This is a genomic window from Campylobacter concisus (assembly GCF_002913225.1).
Classification (GTDB): domain Bacteria; phylum Campylobacterota; class Campylobacteria; order Campylobacterales; family Campylobacteraceae; genus Campylobacter_A; species Campylobacter_A concisus_J.
In genome coordinates this window covers 1-21,348 of sequence record NZ_PPAW01000031.1, presented here as the reverse complement: position 1 = coordinate 21,348, position 21,348 = coordinate 1, and the positions used below count along the sequence as shown (strand labels likewise).

The following is a 21,348-nucleotide window of genomic DNA, read 5'->3' as shown; positions in this document are numbered from 1 at the left end:
TTTCAGATTAAAATAAGCCGTGAGTATAGTCTGTTTTTTATAAATTTAAGCTTTCAAAATATGCTCAGCAGCTATCAAACCAGAGCTAATGCAGTCTGGTGTAGAGCAGCTTGTCAGCCTTGCATAGCCGTGAATTCCGCCTGTTGCCTCACCTATGGCATATAAATTTTTAATAGGCATATTATCTTTTAAACCTAGCACCTCAAAATTTAAACTAACCCTTACTCCGCCTGGTGTATAGCTTATGCCAGGAGCTGCTAGCATGCCGTAAAATGGCGCTTTTAAGATAGGATTTACCTTGCTAAGGTCCTTTTTAAAGTCACTATCATCTTTTTTCTCTATATTTTCATTATATCGCTTGATCTCGCTGTTTAAAACCTCTAAATTTAGCCCAAATTCTTTTGCTAGTTCGTCCAAATTTTGGAATTTCTTCATCTTTCCATCTTCTACAAATTTATTTAGCCTTTTTGGATCGTGACTGCTTCCAAAACCAACCTCATCAAAGATTATCACTGCAAATTTATCTGAGTTATTATCTTGCATATTTTCTAAAATTTTATCCGATAAGCCCTGCCTGTCGCCATCTTCATTCATAAACCTTTTTGAGTTTTTACCATCAACTATCATTGAAAAGACGAGGTCTTCAGTTGGGATACCAAAAGAGTACCTGCCAAGACTTAGTTGGATAGGCGTTGCTCCAACTGCTAACATCATCTTTAAAGCACCAGCTGTTGCACCTGGATTTGAAGGTGTTTTAGCAAGAGCTAATCTTGGATTTTAAGCAGCTTTAAATGCCTTATCTGCCGAATATCCACCACTTGCAAAGATGACAGCTTTATTTGCTTTGTAAAATTTGACATCGCCTGCTGTATTTTGCAGATCATCATCAGCCAAGCTCTTATCAAATTTATACCCTTCTCTCACCTTTAAGCCTGCTACCTTGCCGCTTTCGTCAAATATAATCTCATCAGCCTTTACGCGCTTAAGACTTGCCCCACCTTTACTTTCAAAGTGCGAATTTAAAGTCTGAACAAACGCTCCACCACCGCCCTCTGTCTCTAAGCTTCTAGCTACGCTATGTCCGCCAAGATGTTTTAGTTTGCTAGCAAATTTAACACCTCTTGCCTTTACAAATTCATAAGATCGTTTTGAATTTTCAGCTATACGTAAAGACTGAGCGACGTCGTTAAAGCCCTTGCCAGCTTTGTTTAGGTCTTTGACAAAGAGCTCTATGGAGTCTTTTATGCCAGCATTTACCTGTTCGTCTGATCCAACGCATGCAAAGTCAAGCTGTGAAATAACCGAGTTACCGCCAAGTCTTGACATCTTTTCAATCAGCGCTACCTTTAGTCCAGCCTCAGCCAAAACTATGCCAGCTACATTTGCGCTAAGTCCGCTACCAACGATAAGTACGTCAAATTCCTTATCCCATTTTGGCTCATTCGCTGACGCCTCTAAATTTAAAGCAGCTAGTGTTGTGGCTGCTAAACTTGTCTTTATAAATTTTCGTCTAGAAATCATGCACGCTCCTTTAATAAATTTGTAAAAATATATCTTAGAAAAGGGGCAAAAATGGGTTTAAAGCGGTTTTAATGTATAATCACAAAAAAATAAAAAAAGGCTCACCATGTCAAAGGATATTCACTTTAGCTACGCCAAGAGGCGTTACATTTTTTTTGCCTGTATCACGTTATTTGTATTTATTTTGCCATTTATTAGGATAAATGACGCGCAGCTATTTTTGCTAAGTTTTGATAAGAGCAGAGTTGATCTATTTTTTACAAAATTTGATATGCAAGAGCTATATTTGATGCCGTTTTTGTTTATCACTTTGTTTTTGACTATATTTTTCCTAACGACGCTTGCAGGGCGCGTTTGGTGCGGTTGGAGCTGTCCGCAGACCATTTTTAGAACAGTCTTTCGTGACCTTTTACAGACTAAAATTTTAAAGATCAGAAAAAATATCCAAAACAAACAAAATGAGCCACAAGGTCAAATTTTAAAACGTGCAATAGCTGTTGGAATTTGGTCTGTTTTAGCCCTTATAATAGCTGCAAATTTTATGTGGTTTTTTGTGCCGCCGTTTGATTTTTTAGCCTATATAAGTGAGCCAAGCGAGCATAAAATTTTACTTGCATTTTGGCTTGGTATTGCTGCTTGGCTAGTCTATGACGTGGTCATTTTAAAAGAGAATTTCTGCGTCTATGTCTGCCCGTATGCGAGGGTGCAGTCAGTTATGTTTGATAGCGACACGATACAAGTTATTTATAATCAAAAACGAGGTGGCATCATATATGAGGGCCGGGAGAAATTTAAAAAGCCAAAAGAAGAAGGCGCGCTTTGCACTGGCTGCGAGGCCTGCGTGAGGATATGTCCGACGCATATAGATATAAGAAAAGGCATGCAACTTGAGTGTATAAACTGCCTTGAATGTAGCGATGCGTGCGCTAAAGTGATGGGGCATTTTAACGAGAGCTCGCTTATAGAGTGGAGAAGTATAAATTCTCAAAATGAAAATAAAAAGGTGAAAATTTTTAGATTTAGAACGGTTGCCTATCTTGTCATTTTATGCATTGTCTTAGTAGCTGCTGCGCTGATGAGTGGTAAAAAAGAGAACATGCTTTTAAATATAAATAGAACTAGCGAACTTTACAAGGTTTTAGATCAAGGTGAAGTTGAAAATTCTTACGTCTTTTTGGTGCAAAACACCCAAAACAAAGAGCATACATTTTTCTTTGAGATAGATGATAAAAGCATAGAAATTTCGCGTCCAAATAGGCCTTTTACGCTAAAAGCTGGCGCAAAACAAAAGGTCATCGTCACGCTAAAATCAAAAAATGAAAACACAAGCGAAAAAGATCTTTTAAAACATATAAATATAAGAGCTTGCGCCACTGACGAGCCAACTATCAGCGTGCAAAGAGCTAGCACTTTTATATATCCTAAAAGATGATAAAATGACAAAAATTTAGCAGGAATTTAAATGGCGATCTCAGAAAAAGGCAAAAAAAGATACGAACTCATCGTAAAAACAGCGCTTGATCTATTTTTAAAAAATGGCTACGAAAAGACAAGCCTTAGCGATATCGTCGCAATTAGCGGCGGCTCGCTTGCTAGCATTTACACATTTTTCGAGAACAAAGAGGGGCTTTTTCAAGCGATCATCGAGAAAGAGATAGATGACTTTATAAAAGAGATCGATGAGAAGATAGATCTTAAAATTTCTCATAGCTTAGAGGAGTTTTTAACCAAATTTGCAACCATTATCTTCTCCATCGTCTGCACCAAAAAAAGCGTCTTGCTTAGCAGGACTATGATAAGTGAGAGCTCTAAAAATGGTGGCAAGCTTGGCAGGGTATTTTTAGATCAAATTTTAAATAAGATTGACCTTGTGCTTATAAATTTCTTTGAAAGAGATGAGATAAAAGCCCAGCTTAATCCAAAATTTCCAGCAAAATTTGCTGCAAAATGCTTTATAGAAAATGTAAAGGGGTCACATTACTACAACGCCCTCATATTAGACGAGGAGCCAAAACTAAGCAAAAAGGAGCGTGAAGAGCACGTTGCCTTGTGTGTTGAGTTATTTTTAAATGGCATCATTAAAAAGTAAAATTGACTTTTAATTTATTTTTGGTTATAGTCAGGGACCTTTAAAATTTTGTAATGATTATTACAAAACTAAATTTGGGATTAAAATTTAAAATTAAGAGGGGTTTTTATGTTGAAATTTAAAAGTTTTCTTGTGCTTTCAGCTGCCGTTTTTTTATTTTCTGGCTGCTTTGAAAGTGGCGACAAAAAGGCTGCTGCAGGCCGCCAGATGCCAATATCTCACGTTGATATTTTCGTTGCACAAAAAGCAGATGTGCCTATTAGTTTTGACTACACGGCCACAGTTACTAGCAACCAAGATGTCATCATCTATCCAAAAGTTAGCGGCACGATCATAAAGCAGTTTTTTAAGCCAGGCGACAAGGTAAAGGCTGGAGATAAGCTATTTTTGATAGATCCAGAAAAATATCAAGCTAGCTTTGACTCGCTTGACGCAGCTGTCGGCGTGGCAAATGCAAATTTAAAAAATGCGCAGACTGAGTTTAAAAGAATTTCTGCCCTTTATAAGAAAAATGCAGTCTCTCAAAAAGACTACGACGCAGCCGTTGCAGCTTATGACATCGCAAATGCAACTTTAGTAAGCGCAAAAGCAACTTTAAAAAATGCCAAGATCGATCTTGGCTATACAACTATCACGGCTCCATTTGACGGCGTTGTTGGCGATAATAAAGTAGATGTTGGCTCACTTGTAACAGCAAGCCAAACCCAGCTTGTAAGACTAACAAAGATAAATCCGATCGAGGCTGACTTTTACATCGCAGACGTGGATAATCTAAGCAGAAAAGCAAATTTAGATAACGGCGCTTGGCAGCAACTAAATAGCGAGGCTATCTTAAATTTAAACAATGAAAATTTCACTGGCAAAGTGACATTTATAGATAATGTCGTAAATACCGCGACTGGCAGCGTTTTGGCAAAGGCTAGCTTTGATAACAGCGAAGGTAAAATTTTACCAGGTGCGTTTGGTCATATAAAGATGAGTGGATTTGTGCAAAAAAATGCCTTTAACATCCCTCAAGTTGCCCTTCAGCAAAGCGCTACAAACACTTATGTTTTAGTCGTAAAAGATGGCAAAGTAAGCCAAAAAAATGTAAAAACTAGCTACCAAACAAAGGATATGGTCGTAGTGACTGAGGGCCTTGAAGAGGGCGATAAGATAATAGTTAGTAACTTCCTTAAAATCGGAGTTGGCGCACCAGTTGAAACTGATAAAGACTTAAGCGCAAATTTCTTAAACAAAGATGCAAACGCTACAAGTAGCAAGTAAAGGCAGATAGATGTTTTCAAGATTTTTCATAAACCGCCCGATATTTGCAACTGTTATATCTATCATCATAGTTATAGCAGGTTTTATGGGTATCAAGGGGCTTCCTATAGAGGAGTATCCAAGTCTTACCCCGCCTACTGTCTCTGTAACTGCAACATATAGCGGTGCTGATGCACAGACGATCGCTGACTCAGTCGCAAGTGCCATTGAGGATCAGATAAATGGTGTTGAAAATATGCTCTATATGCAAAGCACATCAAGTTCAGCAGGCACTATGAATATAAGTGTATATTTTAAGATCGGCTCATCATCAAAACAAGCTACGATAGATGTAAATAACCGCGTGCAAGCTGCCCTTTCAAGATTGCCTCAAGAGGTGCAAAATATGGGCGTAACGGTGCGTGAAAGAAGTGGTTCGATCCTTCAAGTAGTTGGCTTTACAAATCCAAATATGAACCAAGTTGAGCTATACAACTATGTAAATTTAAACATCGCTGACGCGATCAAAAGGGTAAATGGCATCGGCGATACGGTGCTAATTGGCAACAAAGAGTACTCGATGAGAATTTGGCTAAAGCCAGACAGACTTGCTCAGTTTAAACTAACTCCAAGCGACGTCATCTCTCAAGTAAAAATTCAAAACTCACAATACGCCGCTGGCAAGATCGGCGAGCAGCCATCAAAGGGTGAAAATCCTTATGTTTATTCAGTAGTTTCTGAAGGACGTTTTAAAGATCCAAAGCAGTTTGGCGAAATTTTGATAAAAAGCGAAGATGGCACAGTTGTTAAGCTAAAAGAGGTCGCCACAGTCGAGCTTGGAGCTGCTAGCTACGCATCTGAAGCTATGCTAAATGGCAAGCCAGCAGTGCCACTTTTACTATTTTTACAAAATGACGCAAACGCACTTGCAACTGCTGAAGCGGTTAAAGCAAAGCTTGAAGAGCTAAAGAAAACTTACCCAGTTGGCCTAGAGCACACCATAGCTTATAATCCAACTGAATTTATCACCGTCTCAATAGACGAAGTCATAAAAACTTTCGTAGAAGCGATGGTGCTAGTTCTTATCGTAATGTACTTCTTCTTAAAGAGCTTTAGAGCTACCATCATACCGATGCTAGCCGTGCCAGTCTCTATCATAGGCACATTTGGTGGGCTTTATGTGATGGGCTTTAGTATAAATTTGATAACGCTTTTTGCCCTGATCCTAGCCATCGGTATCGTCGTGGATGACGCGATCATCGTTATAGAAAACGTCGAGAGAATTTTGCATGAAGATAAAGAGATAAGCGTAAAAGACGCGACATTTAAGGCGATGGAGGAGGTGCAAACTCCAGTCATCTCTATCGTGCTCGTGCTTTGCGCGGTTTTCGTGCCAGTTTCATTTATGGAGGGCTTTGTTGGCGTTATACAAAAGCAGTTTGCGCTAACACTTGTCGTCTCTGTTTGTATTTCGGGCTTTGTCGCTCTTACGCTTACGCCAGCACTTTGTGCGGTTATGCTTAAAAAGCAAGAGAGCAAGCCATTTTGGATAGTTCAGAAATTTAACGACTTTTTTGACTTTAGCACTAGGCTCTTTACAGCTGGCGTGGAAAAAATTTTAAAACACGTCATCATTAGCTTTATAGTCATTGGCATAATGGGATTTGCAACGTATGGCCTATTTCAAAAGGTACCAAAAGGACTTGTGCCTTCAGAAGATAAGGGCGCTTTGATGGTTATCACCTCGCTTCCACCTTCAACAAATATGCTAAAGACCAAAGAAGAGGTAAAATCTATTAGTAACGCCATTTTGAGCAACCCAAATGTCGAATTTACCATGGGATTTGCAGGCTATGATATGCTAGCTAGCTCGCTTAGAGAAAACTCAGCCATCAGCTTTGTCAAGCTAAAAGACTGGAATGAAAGAAAAGGTGCAACGGACGGTGCAGATGCCTTAGTAGGTCAGTTTAATGGCATGCTTTGGGGTTCAAAAAACTCAATGACTTTTGTCGTAAATGTGCCACCTATCATGGGTCTATCAATGACTGGCGGCTTTGAGATGTATCTACAAAATAAGAGCGGCAAGAGCTACAACGAGATAGAAGCGGACGCTAGAAAGGTAACTGCAGCAGCAAACGCAAGACCTGAGCTAACTGGCGTGAGAACGACGCTTGAGACAAACTACCGCCAGTTTAAGATAACAGTTGATAAAGAAAAGGCAAGGCTATTTGGCGTAAGCGAGAGCGAAATTTTTAGCACGATAGCAGCTAGCTTTGGCTCTTACTACATAAACGACTTCAACCTTGCTGGCAAGTCTTACCGCGTATATGCAAGGGCAAGCGATAACTTTAGAAACAACCCCGAGGATCTAAGAAAAATTTTCGTCCGCTCATACGAGGGCGGCATGGTGCCACTAAATTCAGTAGCGACGCTCACAAGATCGATCGGACCTGATATCGTTGATAGATTTAACCTCTTTCCAGCAGCTAAGATCATGGGCGATCCAAAACCTGGCTACACATCAGGCGATGCGATAAGAGCGATACAAGAGGTCGTAAATGACACACTAAGCAGCGATGAGTACGCTATAAGCTGGGCTGGAACGGCGTATCAAGAGGTAAATTCTCAAGGAACAGGCACAGTCGCCTTTATCTTTGGTATGGTCTTTGTCTTTTTGATCCTTGCGGCTCAGTACGAAAGATGGCTCATCCCACTTGCGGTCATCACTGCCGTGCCGTTTGCAGTATTTGGCTCGTTGCTAGCTGTTTGGATAAGAGGGCTGACAAACGATATCTACTTTGAGATCGGACTCTTGCTGCTCATCGGTCTAGCGGCCAAAAACGCCATTTTGATCGTAGAATTTGCTATGCAAGAGCGCGAGAGTGGAAAGAGCATATTTGAATCAGCTGTAAATGCGGCCAAACTTCGCTTTAGACCTATCGTAATGACCTCGATCGCATTTACTCTAGGCGTTTTCCCAATGGTTATAAGCACGGGTGCTGGCGCTGCATCTCGTCACTCACTAGGAACTGGCGTAGTTGGCGGCATGATCGCATCAACAACGATAGCGATATTTTTCGTGCCTATGTTTTACTATTTGCTTGAAAATTTAAATGAAAAATACTGGAAAAAGGGAGCAAAAAAAGATGAGAAATAAGGCGTTTATACTTATAACGGCGGCGTTTTTGGCTGGTTGCTCGTTTCGCCCAGATATGCCAAATGTGGATACAAATTTTACCTCAACATACACTTTCGAGACAAGCGATGTAAGAGATCTTTGGTGGAAGGAATTTAAAGATGAAAATTTAAATGTTCTTGTTGAAAGTGCGCTTGAGAAAAATACAAATTTACGCATCGCATATTTAAATTTAGAGAAGGCAAAGGCAAGCCTTGGTGTTGCTGAGGCTAGCTTGCTCCCTGGGGTAAATTTAAATGTAAGTTATACCAAAGCAAAAAGCAGTGGTGAAACTTACACTGGGCAGCCTCAAACACGTTATAGAAGCTCGAGCATAAATTTAGGGCTAAACTACGAGATAGATCTTTGGGGTAGAGTGCGAAATAGCGTACTTGCAGCTAATGAAAGCTTAAATGCTAGCAAATTTGACTACGATAGCGCCAGACTAAGCCTTAGCTCAAGTGTGGCAAAAAGCTACTTTGCTCTAGTGTCGCTAAACATGCAAGAAGCGGTGCTAAAAGAGACACTAAAAACCTACGAAGATACGCTAGCGCTTCGCAAGATGCAGCTTGATCTTGGTGGCATAAATGAGATGACCTATCTGCAAAGTAAAGCTGAAGTAGAAAGGGCAAAGACTAGCCTAACTTCAGTGCTAAACTCAAAGTCGCAAGCGCTAACCTCGCTAGCTATCCTAACTGGCAAGAGCAATGATGAAATTTTAAAAGGAGCCATTGTTAGTGCGCAAAATTTACCAAGTTCGCCCGAGATAAAGGCTGGCATCAGCTCAGATGTCTTGCTTAGAAGAAGTGACGTGGCAAAGGCGCTAGCAGATCTAAAAGCTACAAATGCGCTTGTGGGCGTGGCAAAAGCTGATTATTTTCCTACGATCTCACTTACTGGACTTTTGGGCTTTACGAGTGTTGATTTTGAAAATATATTTGTAGGAAATGCCAATACTTGGAACATAGGTGGCTCTTTAGCTCAAAAGATATTTGACTATGGCAGGACAAAAAACAATGTCCGAGTTGCTGAGACAAACGAGCAAATCGCGGCCGTCACTTACGAAGCGACTATTAGATCAGCCCTTGGTGAGGTTAGAGATGCCCTTATATCAAGGCAAAACGCAAAGCTCTCTTTGGATCAGGTAAAAAATTTGCTACAATCGCAGCAAAAAATTTATTCGCTTGCTAAAGACCAGTATAACGCTGGCTATATCGGTCACTTAGAGCTTCTTGATGCACAGAGGAATTTGCTTCAAGCAAAGCTTCAAGATATCTCAGCTAAGCTTGATGAGGTAGATAGCGCGGTTGAAGTTTATAGAGCATTTGGCGGCGGATTTAAGGTAGATAAATAAACTCAAAAAGGAGAAAAGTTGATGACTAAAATTTTAAATTTTTTATTTTCTTGGGGATTTTTTGTTTTTGCTATCGCTCTTGGCGTAGCATTATGGTTTGCGATAAATTACGTGGATACCATTAGGCTTGAGTCAAGCTTTTATGATATCGGCGAGATATTTATGATGGCAGCTGTCTTTGGTATCGTTTTTTACCTTATTGCAGCGATATTTGTTATACCTATTAGGGCGATGACAAAAAAGGCCTAAAAACTCTTTTCATCTAAGAATTAAATTTCTTAGATGAACCCTCAAAATACATTATAAATTTCTTTTTACTTATTTAAATTTGAAAGAGTAGAAAGGGCGAAGATCGCCCCTTGAAGCATAAAATTTGATTATTTTGCGCTTTTGCAGCCGCATGTGCAGCCTAAAATCCTATAAATGATAGCTCCGATGATCGCTCCAACGATAGGTGCAACCCAGAAAAGCCAAAGCTACTCTAGTGCCCAAGTGCCTTGAAATATCGCAACGCCAGTTGAGCGAGCTGGATTAACCGATGTGTTTGTGATAGGTATTGAAATGAGGTGGATAAGCGTCAAGCCAAGGCCAATAGCGATCGGTGCAAAGCCCTTTGGAGCACGCTCGTCAGTCGCACCTAGGATAATAATAAGGAAAAAAGCAGTTAGAACGACCTCTGCAACTAGCGCTGAGACTAGATTATAGCCATTTGGTGAGTGCTCGCCGTATCCGTTGCTAGCAAAACCGCTCGCAGTAGCGTCAAATCCAGCCTTGCCTGAAGCGATAAGATATAGCACGCCAGCAGCTGCGATCGCTCCGATAACTTGCGCGATGACGTAAGGCACTAGATCTTTTTTATCAAATCTTCCGCCAACTAATAGGCCAACTGAGACAGCAGGGTTGAAGTGTCCGCCACTGATGTGACCAACTGCGTAAGCCATCGTAAGAACTGTAAGACCAAATATTTTTATGTAATTTCAATTCCTCTCGCTTTTCGTTTATTTTTACACATCCAACTGTCACTTTATCCTTAAATTTTTAAGTGCCTCACCAAACAAGTAATCTACTAATTTTCATTAGCTGCTATGCAATCAACCACTCATCTTTTTTTACGCCAAATTCAAATTCTGCTTGCCCAAAGGTATCTTCTAAAGTCTCATGATATGTATCTGTCTGCTCTTCTCCAAATTTGTCAAGATAAAGCAAATAATATCCTTCATTGTCACTATACTTGACAATACTTAGTGCAAATGGCTTTGACAAAAGAGCGCTGCCAGAATAGTGAATTGTTTTTGGCATTTGCCCAAATTGCGCATTGTCCTTTAAATAAATCTTATAAAGTTCTCTCATTTTTTACTATCCATAATAATTTCTACAGCCGTATTTTATATTATTTTTCCACCACTTTAAGTATAAATTTAGCCTATCAATGCTTGTCATCGCTTCAAATTTACCCTTATCTAGTTTTATATAGCACCATCTTAGAAATAGTAAATGCAAGGAAGTAAATTTATTGATTTTTACCAATACTATATTACTAAACTTTATGTTCAGCTATCAATTTCGCATCTTCATCAAAGTCATTAATGAAATGACCTAATAAATTTAGTAAATTTACAGAACTTATAACTATCTTATTCCAAATTTCTGGCATTTCATATAAATCTGTATCCGTATTATTATTTTTACAAATAGTATCAAGTTTATTTTTATATTCTTTTATAGCTAGGAGCTCATTATTATCAAATAAGTACTTATTTTCTGGCCTTTGTATAAGTTCTAATGGATTAATTATCTCATTTACTAATTCATCGCCCCAAGTATATTTATCAGTAGTAGCATTGTCTATATATTTTTTTGATACTCAGTAGAAGCTAATTCAAATAGCCTTTCTAATAATATTTTTTTAGTTGATACATTTTTATTTTCCCATAATAGCATTAAGATTTCCGTAAATTCGATTTTGTTATTTTATTTACCAAGCTCATTGCGGTCTATATTATCTATTGTATTATAATCAAAATCTTTTATTTGATAACCCAAAATATTTAAAAATTTTTCTGCATCTATTTTTAATTCAGCCCATATATTTGTTCTGTATATATCACCATTTGGCAGGTTAAGTATTTTATTTCGCAATATATTTGCAAATTCTAATTCTCGTTCTGAAAAATTATTTTTGAAACAATCTAATTGTGCTTCTCTACAAAAATTTGCAACTTCTTCAATTAAGTCTTCTGGCACCACATACTCATAAATAGTAGAATTATCAATATATTGTGTTTGATAATCTGTTGAAGCAAGTCTAAACAAAGACTTTGCCAATAATTCCCTTATTTTTCTCATTTTAATTTCCCTTAACAGCATTAAGATTTCCATAAACTCGATTTCATTATTTTGTTTACCAGTTTATTTTTCCTACACCATTGTATGTAAAAAACTGTGTGCTAGTATCCTGAGCAGGCTCTAAACCGCAATAATAAAACTTTGTATTTAATGCATTTGCCATTTTCTTGCAAAAATCAATAAAATTTTGTAAGGGAATTTTATTTGCTTCATTAAAATCAAAAGATAATGTTAGTTCGTTTTCATTATTATATATTAGAATATATAGTTCAAAAAATTCAAATTTTAAATCAAAAATTTGTGAATTTTTGAACTGAAAATATATATACCCATTTTGTGTTTCATCAAACCTAAAATTTTTATAATTTTCTTTTGATAAATTAGGATAAATAGTGGAATTTACATTTAATTCCAATCTAATACCACGACCATCTGGTAATCTTTTTTCCAAAAATGTTATACCTTTACTATTTGTAACTTTCTTAAATTCAATATCAGAATTTAAAATATCTTTCAAATGCTTCATGCCTTGTAAATTCCAAGTATCCATACTACCAGTTGTTTTACCCCAAATTTCAGGTTTTCTACCCGTATGCTTACTTAACGCATGACCTATAATGATGGAGCCTTTATAGGTTTCTTGCGTAGAATTTGTTATTTGATTTACAGATATTTTTTCTATTTTATCAAGAGTCTCTGCAATTTTCCCAATGTACCTTTAAATTTATTTAAATTCGCTTTTATAAATTTTAAAATAAATGAAACCAACAAATTCAACTACATAATTTCTAAAAGCAAAACAATATCTCTTCTCTTTTTCTCTAAAATTTAGATCATCTTCAAAGATTTATTGCAAAAGTGGTTAAAAGTTTTCATAATTAAAATTTTCTATGCTAAAACCAAATCTTTTTATAATTGTACCAGCAAATTCTCTTGCTTTTATCCAAGTTTTATTTGAATAAACCAAAGTTTTATTATCTATTTTTTCTATTTCATTCCAAAAATCTATTCCAAAATTCTTATCCATAAATGATTTGAAGTGGCTTATGATTTCTAGTTCTCGCTTTGAAAAATATATTTTATTTCTAGGATATAACGCATATTCGCAAGCATTATATATATCTTGTACCAAGTCCTCTACTGTTTCATATTTATCCATAGTTGGATTAACCAAATACTTATCTTGATGCCACAAAGAAGCCATTCTACATAAATTTAATAAAAAATATCCCTTTTCTACTAGCATTTTATTTCTCCAAAATAGGATTTCCATAAATTGGCATATGCGTTTCATTGGCCTTATAGCCACCACTATTTCCAAAATTATCTAAGTAATTTTTATTTTTATCGTATATTCTTAAAATATAACCTTGTTTATCATTAAGAAAACTATCTAGTTTTTGACTTGTGCTAGGTGCATGAATAATCTTACATGTCATTATTATTTAGTTTTTATATATCATTTTTCCCAGCCTCATCACGACTATTTTTTATATAACTATAACAACTAATACTAGCTATTCATCCACCACTTCTATCCCACTTGGACAAATTTTTGCAAGTGGGTTGTTATATTCTTGGTGGCATTTTTCACACTTTATGGCACCTAGTTCTACGCTTGCTTGTTCTGCATTGTAGCAATGCGGACAAACCACGTAGCCATCTGCTTGCGTATCTACTCCGATAGCTTTGATACTTGGATCTTGATAGTCGTTAAAGATTTTTCTAAATTCATATCGTGAAAATGATCTTTTTATAGCACTATCAAATCTCTTATAATACGCTCTTAACGCTAGTAGTTCGTCGTCCCAAAATTCCTCTACAAATCCAAGATAATTTATGCATTTTGGAGCAAGCATAAAAATGCTCTCGTTTATCTGTCTTAAAACCCAATCATCACCAATAGTGTCATCTGTTATAACAAAAATATTTGCATCAAAACTCCAAGTTCTATAATCAAATATTACCGAATAACTTATACAACATGGATCATTTTTATTTACCTCTATCCCGCAAACTTCATACTCCTGATCTATTTTTAAATAATCACCGATAGAATTATATGTTGGTATGTGGTATTTATCTTTATCAACACCATCTTTTAATCTTACTTTCAAATTTTACCCTTTTTAGAATCTGGTAATTTTATTTTATAATCCATATCATAATAAATCTTACCCGTAACCTTATTTTCATAGTAATACAGCTGTCTATTGCCACTTAGCTCTATATATTTTTTATTCCAATCCGTTAAGTTACTGTCATCCTTAATAAGATTTTCTTTCAAAACAACGTTTCCTAATTTGTCTCCAGTATAGCCACTTAGTGGTTTTCCTAATTTTATAGCTTCTTTAGTCAAAGTTCCATCCTTGTTAAATAAACTGCTTATTTCTAAATTCGACAACTCTTTTTTATACTTTTCATACAAAGAAACATTTGCGGCACTATCTTTGTCTTTTACTAACTATATGGTTGGATTATCTATTTTAGCAACATCACTAGTTACCTCACTAGGCTTTTTACCAAACTTATCCCAAACTGCTTTTCCAGCTTTGTTTGTAGCAGCACCAGGACCAGTAAGTCCAGCTATAAATTCAAAGTCCCTAGCAGTTACACTCTCATAATCACCTAATACCGTATCTAGTTCGCTTTTCATAAAGCCGTTATAAATAAGCGTATCTACATTTGAGAGAGTATTTGCTATGCCTTTAGCTGTCTCTTTTGTGTCTGTTACTAGATAATAAACTCCTGTTATTGTATCTTTTACAAGATTTATTCCACCTTTTTGCAAATCCTGTTGCAAAGTTTGCTATATCATTACTAAGCTTTGTATCTACTTTTAGATTTTTATCATAGAATTCTCTATTGTTAGTAAAACTATCTAGATAGATATACCTTGCTTCTTATTTGGATTAAAGGCATTTGTATTATCTAGAGTTGTATTGTAAAAGCTACTTTGTTTTATGAAATTTGTTGCTAGTTCTATATTATATAAATCATTTGAGCTTAGACTTTGTCTATATGCTTCGTTAAATGATCTATCTGTTAGAGATAGTGCTGCTTTTGCTAGGATAGATTTTGCTTCATCATCACTATAAATTTTATTTGTTGTTGTTTGTAGCTTTGTTTTAAAGCTTTCTATATTGTTTTTATTGTTTATAAAGTCTATCTCTCTTTGATGAAGCTGTCTATTATAAGTATCTGCACTTGTGGTTATCTTATATCCTGTGTTTGCTCCTTTATCTCCATTTGTGTTATTTAAATTTAGAGAAACTCTACAACCAGTTACAATAAAAATTATAAGTGCTAAGATAAATTTATGAATTTAGTCATTTTCTAATCGTTATCCTTTATATGCCAAAAAATAATTTTGCGGCACAGAAAATAAATTTGGATAATCAATTCTAATTGCTTTTTCATCGATTTTATATTCGTTAAAATCTGCGATAATCAAACTACTAATATATCCTATATTATCCTGATCGTCGTCTGTTATTTCACCATTATATATAAACAATAGTTTAATAGTAAAATTTTCCAAAGTTACATATAACGCACGCATATTTTGTGTAGTCTCGCCATTTAATGCTCTCTTTGTAGATGATAGAATTTTAGAAATTATTTCATTCATACCAAATCCTTTATCAATTTGGATTACTCGGAACAATATTGGCACCATTTTTACCATAATGAACTATCCCTTTTGTAGTTGGCAATTTATTTCCAGCTTCATCAACATAATAACCAATTACTTTTCCAAAATCAATTCTTTCTTTTGAACCAGCTAAACCGATTTCTACATTATTTATTTTCTGACCCGTTCCTAATTTTGGTAATAAATTTTCTACATTCTCTGTCAATATACTTCTTGTTACACCGTTTTGATTAGCACCGTAGGGTGGGCATCCTTGCCCACCGAATTTTATATATTTATTAAATTTAATCATTTTTATATTCCGCTATCCATTGCCTGAAATATTTTTTATTAAATAAAATTTCATTAGCTAATTTTTTAGCCCATTTCTCGTCAAACTGTTCATGTTGCGCATTTAAAAATTTTATCATAATCAAAAAACTTTCTTTTAGTGTTATTTTTTCGGAACTTGAAATTTCATTGACAAGCCCAGCCCATTGATGATATAAATATCCATCTCCTGAATTCTCTCCCACCCAAATTTCTGGCGACATACTGCCTAAAAAACCACCTAAATCATCATCTAAATTTTGAAAATATAAATCACTCAAAAAGTTATACGCATAAATATATGCTTCATTTGTAGTTAAATATTTTTTCATAATTTATTTCCAATTTGGTCTTATTGGTGATGATAAACCAGTTTCAGAATTAAATTGTTTAGGAACTTTGTTTATTCCACCATTTATAATTTGCCCGTTTCTAGTTTGTGTCCAAACTTGTTCCCCAGTATCTAAAAGTTTTGCACTCCATGTATTTCCAAATTTATCATTTCCTAAAATATTATTTGCATCATTGGCAACATTTGTTAAAAGCTCTCTATTTTGTGGCGTATCAATAATATGCCCTTCTCTTGTTCCAAATATTTTTTTAGCCTTATTATCCGTGATAATATTTTTAACATTTTCTCCCCCAGCAACAACTATTCCATCATTACCATTATTGTTCCAATTGTTTGCGTTATTATGAGTAATCTACTGTTTTTTCTTTAGCTACTGTGCAATCAACCACTCATCTTTTTTTACGCCAAATTCAAATTCTGCTTGCCCAAAGGTATCTTCTAAAGTCTCATGATATGTATCTGTCTGCTCTTCTCCAAATTTGTCAAGATAAAGCAAATAATATCCTTCATTGTCACTATACTTGACAATACTTAGTGCAAATGGCTTTGACAAAAGAGCGCTGCCAGAATAGTGAATTGTTTTTGGCATTTGCCCAAATTGCGCATTGTCCTTTAAATAAATCTTATAAAGTTCTCTCATTTTTTACTATCCATAATAATTTCTACAGCCGTATTTTATATTATTTTTCCACCACTTTTAATTGGTTGGTCATATACCTCGAAATGGGCATGATGCTTTTTGACATTGTTTCATGTTTTATGCAATAAAATAATTTTAGCTTAACGCAAACAGTCTACTATTTCGTATTTGTCACCACATTTTTCATATAAAATTTTTCTAAGCTCATTGATTTTTTGCATATATTTTGCTTCGGATTTGGGACTAGCAAAGCCCTTATAACTAAATTCTTTTTCATTGTTTATAAAAAGACTATTGTATTCTTTCATAATTTCCGTAGAGAGCCTTTTTATATCTGGACAAGATAGCAGTTCATCTGGAAGTTTGCTATCCCAAGATGTTTCATCTTCTTGCTCTACCCATGTTCCGCCATTTATGTTTTCACCAAATTCATCATATATCCAAAATACGCTATCACATGCAAATTCTGTTTGTAAAACTATTTTTAACTTTTTACTCATTCAAACTCCTTCTATTCAACCCTATGATAAAGCCATTATTACCTATTGTAATTGCTGCTCGTTCTATTTTTCCATTATATTTAAATTCATATATTGGTCTGCCATTTCCTTTGCCCTGGTATCCTATAACTTTTCCTTCCTTTATTGCTGTTGCAACATAGTTTGGTATATCCTTTTCCATAATACCTTTTTGCTCTAATTCAGCTCCATGTTTCTCTATTATGTGTTTTAATCCAGCTCCATTTTTTCTACCTAAAGCTATGACTTCGGCATCAGTTGTTCCTTTTTCCAACCATACTATTTTTCCATTAGGCATTTTAGTTATCAATACAATATCACTTGAAGTAAATTTAACACCACTAGAAGATAGCTCTTTTAATAGTAAAATTTGTGAATTTAATTCGCTTATTGCCCTACCAGCTTCTCCAGCATTTTTAATGGCATATCCAGAAAAACTACTGCCTAGAGTATCTAAATCTTTAAGAACCAAAGAGCCTAGCTTATCCTTAACTAGCTTTACACCTTTACCACCTAAAGCTATCGCATGGACTGCGTTACCTGCTAGTTCACCACCATGTTTATTATAGCCAGCTTCATCTTTTAAGAAGCTATCTAGACTTGCTTTTTCATAAATTTCTCTTAGGTGACGTCCATATTCATATCCTGATCCTATAGGGTTTATAGCTCCTAGTAAGATATCTTTTGAGCTATTTAGTGGATCAGACACTATATAGCCAAATATATCTTTATATGGTTTTATAAAACCAGAAGCTAAATCTGAGGCAGAGAATTTAAGAGTATTATCTTGATCTTTTATGCTAAGGTATTTTTCATAAAAGTCTTTATTGTCATTATAGCCTTGTAAATTTGAATACCTATCGTAATACTCTTTTTTAGATGTGTTTGATATATCATTACCATTTACTAAATGGTTGTTAGGGCTATTTAAATTATCTTGTATAAATTCTTTTGCTTTTAATATCTCTATAGCCTCATCACTACTTAGGTTATTTATATAAAAGTCGTTGGCGTCACTATCTACACTAGAATAATATGCTTTTGCTACTATGCTCGTTGCTTTATCTAGTGATATGCTCTTTTCTTTGGCATAAATTTCTGATAACTCTTTGATCTTATCGGTTTCTCTTTGATGAAGCTGCCTATTATAAGTATCTGCACTTGTGGTTATTTTATATCCTGTGTTTGCTCCTTTATCCCCATTAGCTATACCTCCAGCTATTATGCCTATTAGCTGGGATGCTAGTAGGCGTTTATTGTTATAAGCTTCTATCTCTTTAGTGCTCATATTTGATGTATCTTTATATAAGATAGAAGATAGTGCTTCATTTACAGCTGCGCTTAATGCACCAGCTGCAACGTTTTCATGAGATAGCTTTGCTGAGAGTGCTCCTACGGCTGAGTGAAGAGCTATCTTGCCTAGACCTGATTCTTTAAATAGTGAGTTAGAGTTTATATTTGCTTCACTGCTTGAGTAGCTTCCTACTGCCTTGTAAGCATTATCTGTTGCTTTAGAGATTAAATTTGATAGTAGTGCATCTTTAAAGTTTGCTTTATAGATGGCAGAGTTTATTGCTGCGTTTGATGTAGAGCTTAGTAGATCTGCATAAGAGAAGGTATAGGATGGTGTATTTGTGATGTTGGTATTACTTAGAGTATCTATGCTTGATATATAGCTACTAACATATGAGCCTACCCCTGCACTGATGGCTGATTTAGCTAGGGATGATGTATCAAATTTAACCTTGCCATGAGATAAGAGGTTGTTTGTTAGCTGAACAGTTGAGTTTGCTATGACAGCTGTTGTCATAGCTGATATGGCTGCACTTGCAGTTGAGCTAGCAGCTGCTCCAAGTGCTCCAGCTACAGCGGTTCCAGCTCCTGCTGTTAGAAATGTAACGATGGCTGTTATTATTAGAGCTCCCATTCCACTAAGAGTAGTTGTCTTATCTTCCCACTCTTTAGAATTTAAAACCGCCTTTACTTGATTTATCGTCTCTTCGTCTATTGGAGTATCTGAGTTTGATCTTAGCTCTCTTATAACTCCTTCTTTAAATTCCTCTGAGTTTAAAGAGTCGTTTATGGCTTTAAAGGCTGTAGTGTCTAGTTTATCTGTTATATCCTTGCCATTTAGTGTAAATTTATCTTTTACCTTGATGATAGCTGGTATCTCTACCTCTTCTATCTTGCCCTTTGTTTTTACAGTAGCTGTTAAAACTCCTGCGTTGTTACTTAGAGTTGTATTTACAGATGTGCTCTTTGATGAGACTAAATTTAAAAGCTTTGTATTTACATCTAAATTAGTAGCCTCTATGACAGATGCTAGGGCGTTTATTGTATTTAAGCTTAGGCTTATATCTTTTGCTAATAGTGTGCTTGTGGCAAGGTTATAGTTTGAGCTACTCTCTTCACCATTTGACTTTATTAGATCGCCAAAGCCTGAGTCTTTAAATTTAGATGAGCTCTCTAAGCTATATGAGGCTGGGAGTAAATTTAGATTATCAGCTTTTATATCTAAGCTCTCATCTGCGCTGATATTTGAGCCTATAAGTGTAGTATCTTGGTTTGAAGCTATGTTTATGTTTTTGGAGTTTAAATTTGAGCTAACAACCTCTTCATTTGTTGAGCTTGCTGACGCGCTTTGTTTGCCAAGGATCTTTCTAGATGTAGATTCTGATTTGGTATTAGAGATGCTATTTGTCGATGAAATTTCTATCGCTTCATTAGCCTTTAAATTTAAGTTCTCTTTAGCATCTACATTTGAAGCAACTATGTTTATATCTTTATTGGCATTGATATTTATATTATTGCCAGCTTTTATGTTAGAGCTCTTGGCTTCTAGGCTGTTGCTTTCAAATTTAGTAGATGTTTTTCCTATTACAAATGTAGGTGTGCTAAGTGAGCTAAATTTATCTTTTGTTTCTTTTAGAGGGTTTAGCTTTCTTTTTAGATCGACAAAGATATCTTTTAGCACTTCATTAGGCTTTAAGATACCTACCCTACTACTCTTATGCTCCTCTTTATGATAGCTTTCATCATTAGTGTTTGATATAGTTATAAGCTCTGCGTTTAAATTTATATCATTGCCAGAGTTTAGGTTTGCACCTTTTAGGCTAAGAGCACCTTTGGCATTTAAATTTATATCGCTTCCTGAGTCTATAGTGCTATAAACTGCCTTTTTAGTGCCATTTGCAACAAGATCAAAGCTACTCTTATAAAAGGCATTTGGATTTAAAGATATTTTACTCTTTCTAGAAGAGTGTGAGCTAGCCTCTACGTTGTAGCCATTTTCAAAGAGGATGTTGTTGTTTGAGTTTAAATTTATATCTTTGTCTGATTTTAGCTTAGATGATACTAGATATATATCATTAGCTGAGTTTAAATTTATATTATTGCCTGATTTTAGGCTAGTGCTTACAACCTCTGAGCTTACGGCGCTATCTATGGTTTGTTTTTTAGAAAGGAGCGACTTAGAGCTATTTATAGCTGTTGCTTCGCTAGTGTTTGACTGTGCTGCTAGTATGATGTCACTAGCATTTAAATTTATATCTTTTAGGGCATTTAAATGAGACGATGAGACTAAAAGAGCATTTTTAGCATTTAAATTTATATCCTTAGCATCTAAATTTGCAGCGCTTACTCTTTTTACGCTCTCATCAAATTTCATCCCTTTGGAGCTTACATGATGAGTGTAGCTAAACTCATCTGCTTTTATCTCTATATTATTGCCTGAGTTTAAATTTATATCTCCACTCGCATCTAAATTTGAGCCAGAGACTTTTATATCATTGCCAGCTTGTAAATTTATATCGTTTGTAGCCTCTAGGTTAGAGACTTTGCTAAACTGAGATTTGCTTTGATCTAAATTTATATTATTCTTTGCATTTAAGCTTAGATTTTTAGATTTTAGATCAGAGCTATCTATCTCTATATCATTAGCCGCGATGTTAGCATCTCTACTAGTTGATAGTTCTGCGCCTTTTAGCTTTATCTTTTTATCTGCATTTAAATTTAGACTATCAGCCACTACGCTGCCAGCTAGGCTTATGTTGCCTTTGGCGTCTAGGTCTATGTTGTTAGCCATTACTAGAGCTGAGGCTTTTACGTTTTTATCTTTTGCTTCCTTTTTAAATTTGCTTATGCT

At 35.6% G+C, this 21,348-nt stretch carries 22 protein-coding genes; 6 read left to right on the top strand and 16 right to left on the bottom strand.

Annotated features, from left to right (window positions below):
* Positions 1-45 precede the first annotated feature (45 nt).
* Together CYP26_RS10490 and CYP26_RS10485 are read right to left on the bottom strand one after the other, a co-directional pair.
* The gene (locus CYP26_RS10490; protein ID WP_258031431.1) at positions 46-714 is read right to left on the bottom strand and encodes an FAD-binding protein; all 669 of its coding nucleotides are present in this window, start codon (positions 712-714) and stop codon (positions 46-48) included.
* A gap of 63 nt (positions 715-777) precedes the next feature.
* Entirely contained in the window at positions 778-1,521 is a 744-nt protein-coding gene (locus CYP26_RS10485) for an FAD-binding protein (RefSeq protein WP_258031430.1), read from the bottom strand.
* Positions 1,522-1,627: 106 nt separating this feature from the next.
* On the opposite strand from CYP26_RS10485, the gene ccoG reads away from it, so the two are divergent.
* The 6 genes from ccoG to CYP26_RS06055 all read left to right on the top strand — a co-directional run bounded on the left by ccoG (position 1,628) and on the right by CYP26_RS06055 (position 9,633).
* Positions 1,628-2,953, top strand: a complete 1,326-nt coding sequence (ccoG, locus tag CYP26_RS06080) for a cytochrome c oxidase accessory protein CcoG (RefSeq protein ID WP_103630766.1) — start codon at positions 1,628-1,630, stop codon at positions 2,951-2,953.
* Positions 2,954-2,983: 30 nt separating this feature from the next.
* The gene (locus CYP26_RS06075; protein ID WP_103630765.1) at positions 2,984-3,610 is read left to right on the top strand and encodes a TetR/AcrR family transcriptional regulator; all 627 of its coding nucleotides are present in this window, start codon (positions 2,984-2,986) and stop codon (positions 3,608-3,610) included.
* A 108-nt stretch (positions 3,611-3,718) separates the two neighbouring features.
* The gene (locus CYP26_RS06070) at positions 3,719-4,876 is read left to right on the top strand and encodes an efflux RND transporter periplasmic adaptor subunit (RefSeq protein ID WP_103630764.1); all 1,158 of its coding nucleotides are present in this window, start codon (positions 3,719-3,721) and stop codon (positions 4,874-4,876) included.
* 10 nt (positions 4,877-4,886) lie between these two features.
* Complete coding sequence (locus tag CYP26_RS06065; RefSeq protein WP_103630763.1) at positions 4,887-8,012, top strand: efflux RND transporter permease subunit; 3,126 nt, start codon at positions 4,887-4,889, stop codon at positions 8,010-8,012.
* Positions 8,002-9,384, top strand: a complete 1,383-nt coding sequence (locus CYP26_RS06060) for an efflux transporter outer membrane subunit (protein ID WP_103630762.1) — start codon at positions 8,002-8,004, stop codon at positions 9,382-9,384. The genes CYP26_RS06065 and CYP26_RS06060 overlap by 11 nt, the downstream gene beginning before the upstream one ends.
* Before the next feature lie 18 nt (positions 9,385-9,402).
* Complete coding sequence (locus CYP26_RS06055; protein WP_180995481.1) at positions 9,403-9,633, top strand: hypothetical protein; 231 nt, start codon at positions 9,403-9,405, stop codon at positions 9,631-9,633.
* 227 nt (positions 9,634-9,860) lie between these two features.
* Here the strand turns inward: CYP26_RS06055 and aqpZ are convergent, their stop codons facing one another.
* The 14 genes from aqpZ to CYP26_RS10180 form a co-directional block, all read right to left on the bottom strand.
* Positions 9,861-10,349 carry an aquaporin Z gene (gene aqpZ / locus CYP26_RS06050; RefSeq protein ID WP_258031433.1) on the bottom strand — a complete coding sequence of 163 codons (489 nt, stop codon included), beginning with the start codon at positions 10,347-10,349 and terminating at the stop codon, positions 9,861-9,863.
* A 118-nt stretch (positions 10,350-10,467) separates the two neighbouring features.
* Positions 10,468-10,734, bottom strand: a complete 267-nt coding sequence (locus tag CYP26_RS06045; RefSeq protein WP_103630761.1) for a hypothetical protein — start codon at positions 10,732-10,734, stop codon at positions 10,468-10,470.
* A gap of 621 nt (positions 10,735-11,355) precedes the next feature.
* On the bottom strand, positions 11,356-11,730 hold the full coding sequence (locus tag CYP26_RS06040; RefSeq protein ID WP_103630789.1) for a phytanoyl-CoA dioxygenase: 375 nt from the start codon (positions 11,728-11,730) through the stop codon (positions 11,356-11,358).
* Between the two features lie 55 nt (positions 11,731-11,785).
* Positions 11,786-12,247, bottom strand: coding sequence for a hypothetical protein (locus CYP26_RS06035; protein WP_103630760.1), 462 nt, complete (start codon positions 12,245-12,247; stop codon positions 11,786-11,788).
* A gap of 345 nt (positions 12,248-12,592) precedes the next feature.
* Entirely contained in the window at positions 12,593-12,976 is a 384-nt protein-coding gene (locus CYP26_RS06030; protein ID WP_103606476.1) for a hypothetical protein, read from the bottom strand.
* Positions 12,977-13,247: 271 nt separating this feature from the next.
* Positions 13,248-13,847, bottom strand: coding sequence for a hypothetical protein (locus CYP26_RS06020; RefSeq protein ID WP_181000870.1), 600 nt, complete (start codon positions 13,845-13,847; stop codon positions 13,248-13,250).
* Positions 13,844-14,089, bottom strand: a complete 246-nt coding sequence (locus tag CYP26_RS06015) for a hypothetical protein (RefSeq protein WP_103630758.1) — start codon at positions 14,087-14,089, stop codon at positions 13,844-13,846. The genes CYP26_RS06020 and CYP26_RS06015 overlap by 4 nt, the downstream gene beginning before the upstream one ends.
* Positions 14,090-14,194: 105 nt before the next feature.
* A complete protein-coding gene (locus CYP26_RS06010) occupies positions 14,195-14,521 on the bottom strand; it encodes a hypothetical protein (protein ID WP_103630757.1) in 327 nt (108 codons plus the stop codon).
* Between the two features lie 552 nt (positions 14,522-15,073).
* A complete protein-coding gene (locus CYP26_RS06005) occupies positions 15,074-15,361 on the bottom strand; it encodes a hypothetical protein (protein ID WP_103630756.1) in 288 nt (95 codons plus the stop codon).
* Positions 15,362-15,374: 13 nt separating this feature from the next.
* Complete coding sequence (locus CYP26_RS06000; RefSeq protein ID WP_103630755.1) at positions 15,375-15,677, bottom strand: polymorphic toxin type 50 domain-containing protein; 303 nt, start codon at positions 15,675-15,677, stop codon at positions 15,375-15,377.
* Complete coding sequence (locus CYP26_RS05995) at positions 15,670-16,026, bottom strand: hypothetical protein (protein ID WP_103630754.1); 357 nt, start codon at positions 16,024-16,026, stop codon at positions 15,670-15,672. The genes CYP26_RS06000 and CYP26_RS05995 overlap by 8 nt, the downstream gene beginning before the upstream one ends.
* Positions 16,027-16,416: 390 nt before the next feature.
* Positions 16,417-16,686, bottom strand: a complete 270-nt coding sequence (locus CYP26_RS05990; RefSeq protein ID WP_103630753.1) for a hypothetical protein — start codon at positions 16,684-16,686, stop codon at positions 16,417-16,419.
* 140 nt (positions 16,687-16,826) lie between these two features.
* Positions 16,827-17,186, bottom strand: a complete 360-nt coding sequence (locus tag CYP26_RS05985) for a hypothetical protein (RefSeq protein ID WP_103630752.1) — start codon at positions 17,184-17,186, stop codon at positions 16,827-16,829.
* Positions 17,179-21,348 (bottom strand): hemagglutinin repeat-containing protein (locus CYP26_RS10180; RefSeq protein ID WP_181000869.1); only part of this gene is annotated, 4,170 nt, incomplete at its 5' end. The genes CYP26_RS05985 and CYP26_RS10180, both read right to left, overlap by 8 nt.

What these genes read in the sequence shown, in the direction of transcription:
- CYP26_RS05990 (WP_103630753.1), bottom strand. Translation starts at nt 16,686, where the DNA reads ATGAGAGAACTTTATAAGATTTATTTAAAGGACAATGCGCAATTTGGG.
- CYP26_RS05995 (WP_103630754.1), bottom strand. Translation starts at nt 16,026, where the DNA reads ATGAAAAAATATTTAACTACAAATGAAGCATATATTTATGCGTATAAC.
- CYP26_RS06045 (WP_103630761.1), bottom strand. Translation starts at nt 10,734, where the DNA reads ATGAGAGAACTTTATAAGATTTATTTAAAGGACAATGCGCAATTTGGG.
- CYP26_RS10485 (WP_258031430.1), bottom strand. Translation starts at nt 1,521, where the DNA reads ATGATTTCTAGACGAAAATTTATAAAGACAAGTTTAGCAGCCACAACA.
- CYP26_RS06030 (WP_103606476.1), bottom strand. Translation starts at nt 12,976, where the DNA reads ATGCTAGTAGAAAAGGGATATTTTTTATTAAATTTATGTAGAATGGCT.
- CYP26_RS06070 (WP_103630764.1), top strand. Translation starts at nt 3,719, where the DNA reads ATGTTGAAATTTAAAAGTTTTCTTGTGCTTTCAGCTGCCGTTTTTTTA.
- CYP26_RS06040 (WP_103630789.1), bottom strand. Translation starts at nt 11,730, where the DNA reads ATGAGAAAAATAAGGGAATTATTGGCAAAGTCTTTGTTTAGACTTGCT.
- CYP26_RS06000 (WP_103630755.1), bottom strand. Translation starts at nt 15,677, where the DNA reads ATGATTAAATTTAATAAATATATAAAATTCGGTGGGCAAGGATGCCCA.
- CYP26_RS05985 (WP_103630752.1), bottom strand. Translation starts at nt 17,186, where the DNA reads ATGAGTAAAAAGTTAAAAATAGTTTTACAAACAGAATTTGCATGTGAT.
- ccoG (WP_103630766.1), top strand. Translation starts at nt 1,628, where the DNA reads ATGTCAAAGGATATTCACTTTAGCTACGCCAAGAGGCGTTACATTTTT.
- CYP26_RS06060 (WP_103630762.1), top strand. Translation starts at nt 8,002, where the DNA reads ATGAGAAATAAGGCGTTTATACTTATAACGGCGGCGTTTTTGGCTGGT.
- CYP26_RS06075 (WP_103630765.1), top strand. Translation starts at nt 2,984, where the DNA reads ATGGCGATCTCAGAAAAAGGCAAAAAAAGATACGAACTCATCGTAAAA.
- CYP26_RS06065 (WP_103630763.1), top strand. Translation starts at nt 4,887, where the DNA reads ATGTTTTCAAGATTTTTCATAAACCGCCCGATATTTGCAACTGTTATA.
- CYP26_RS06005 (WP_103630756.1), bottom strand. Translation starts at nt 15,361, where the DNA reads ATGAATGAAATAATTTCTAAAATTCTATCATCTACAAAGAGAGCATTA.
- CYP26_RS10490 (WP_258031431.1), bottom strand. Translation starts at nt 714, where the DNA reads ATGATGTTAGCAGTTGGAGCAACGCCTATCCAACTAAGTCTTGGCAGG.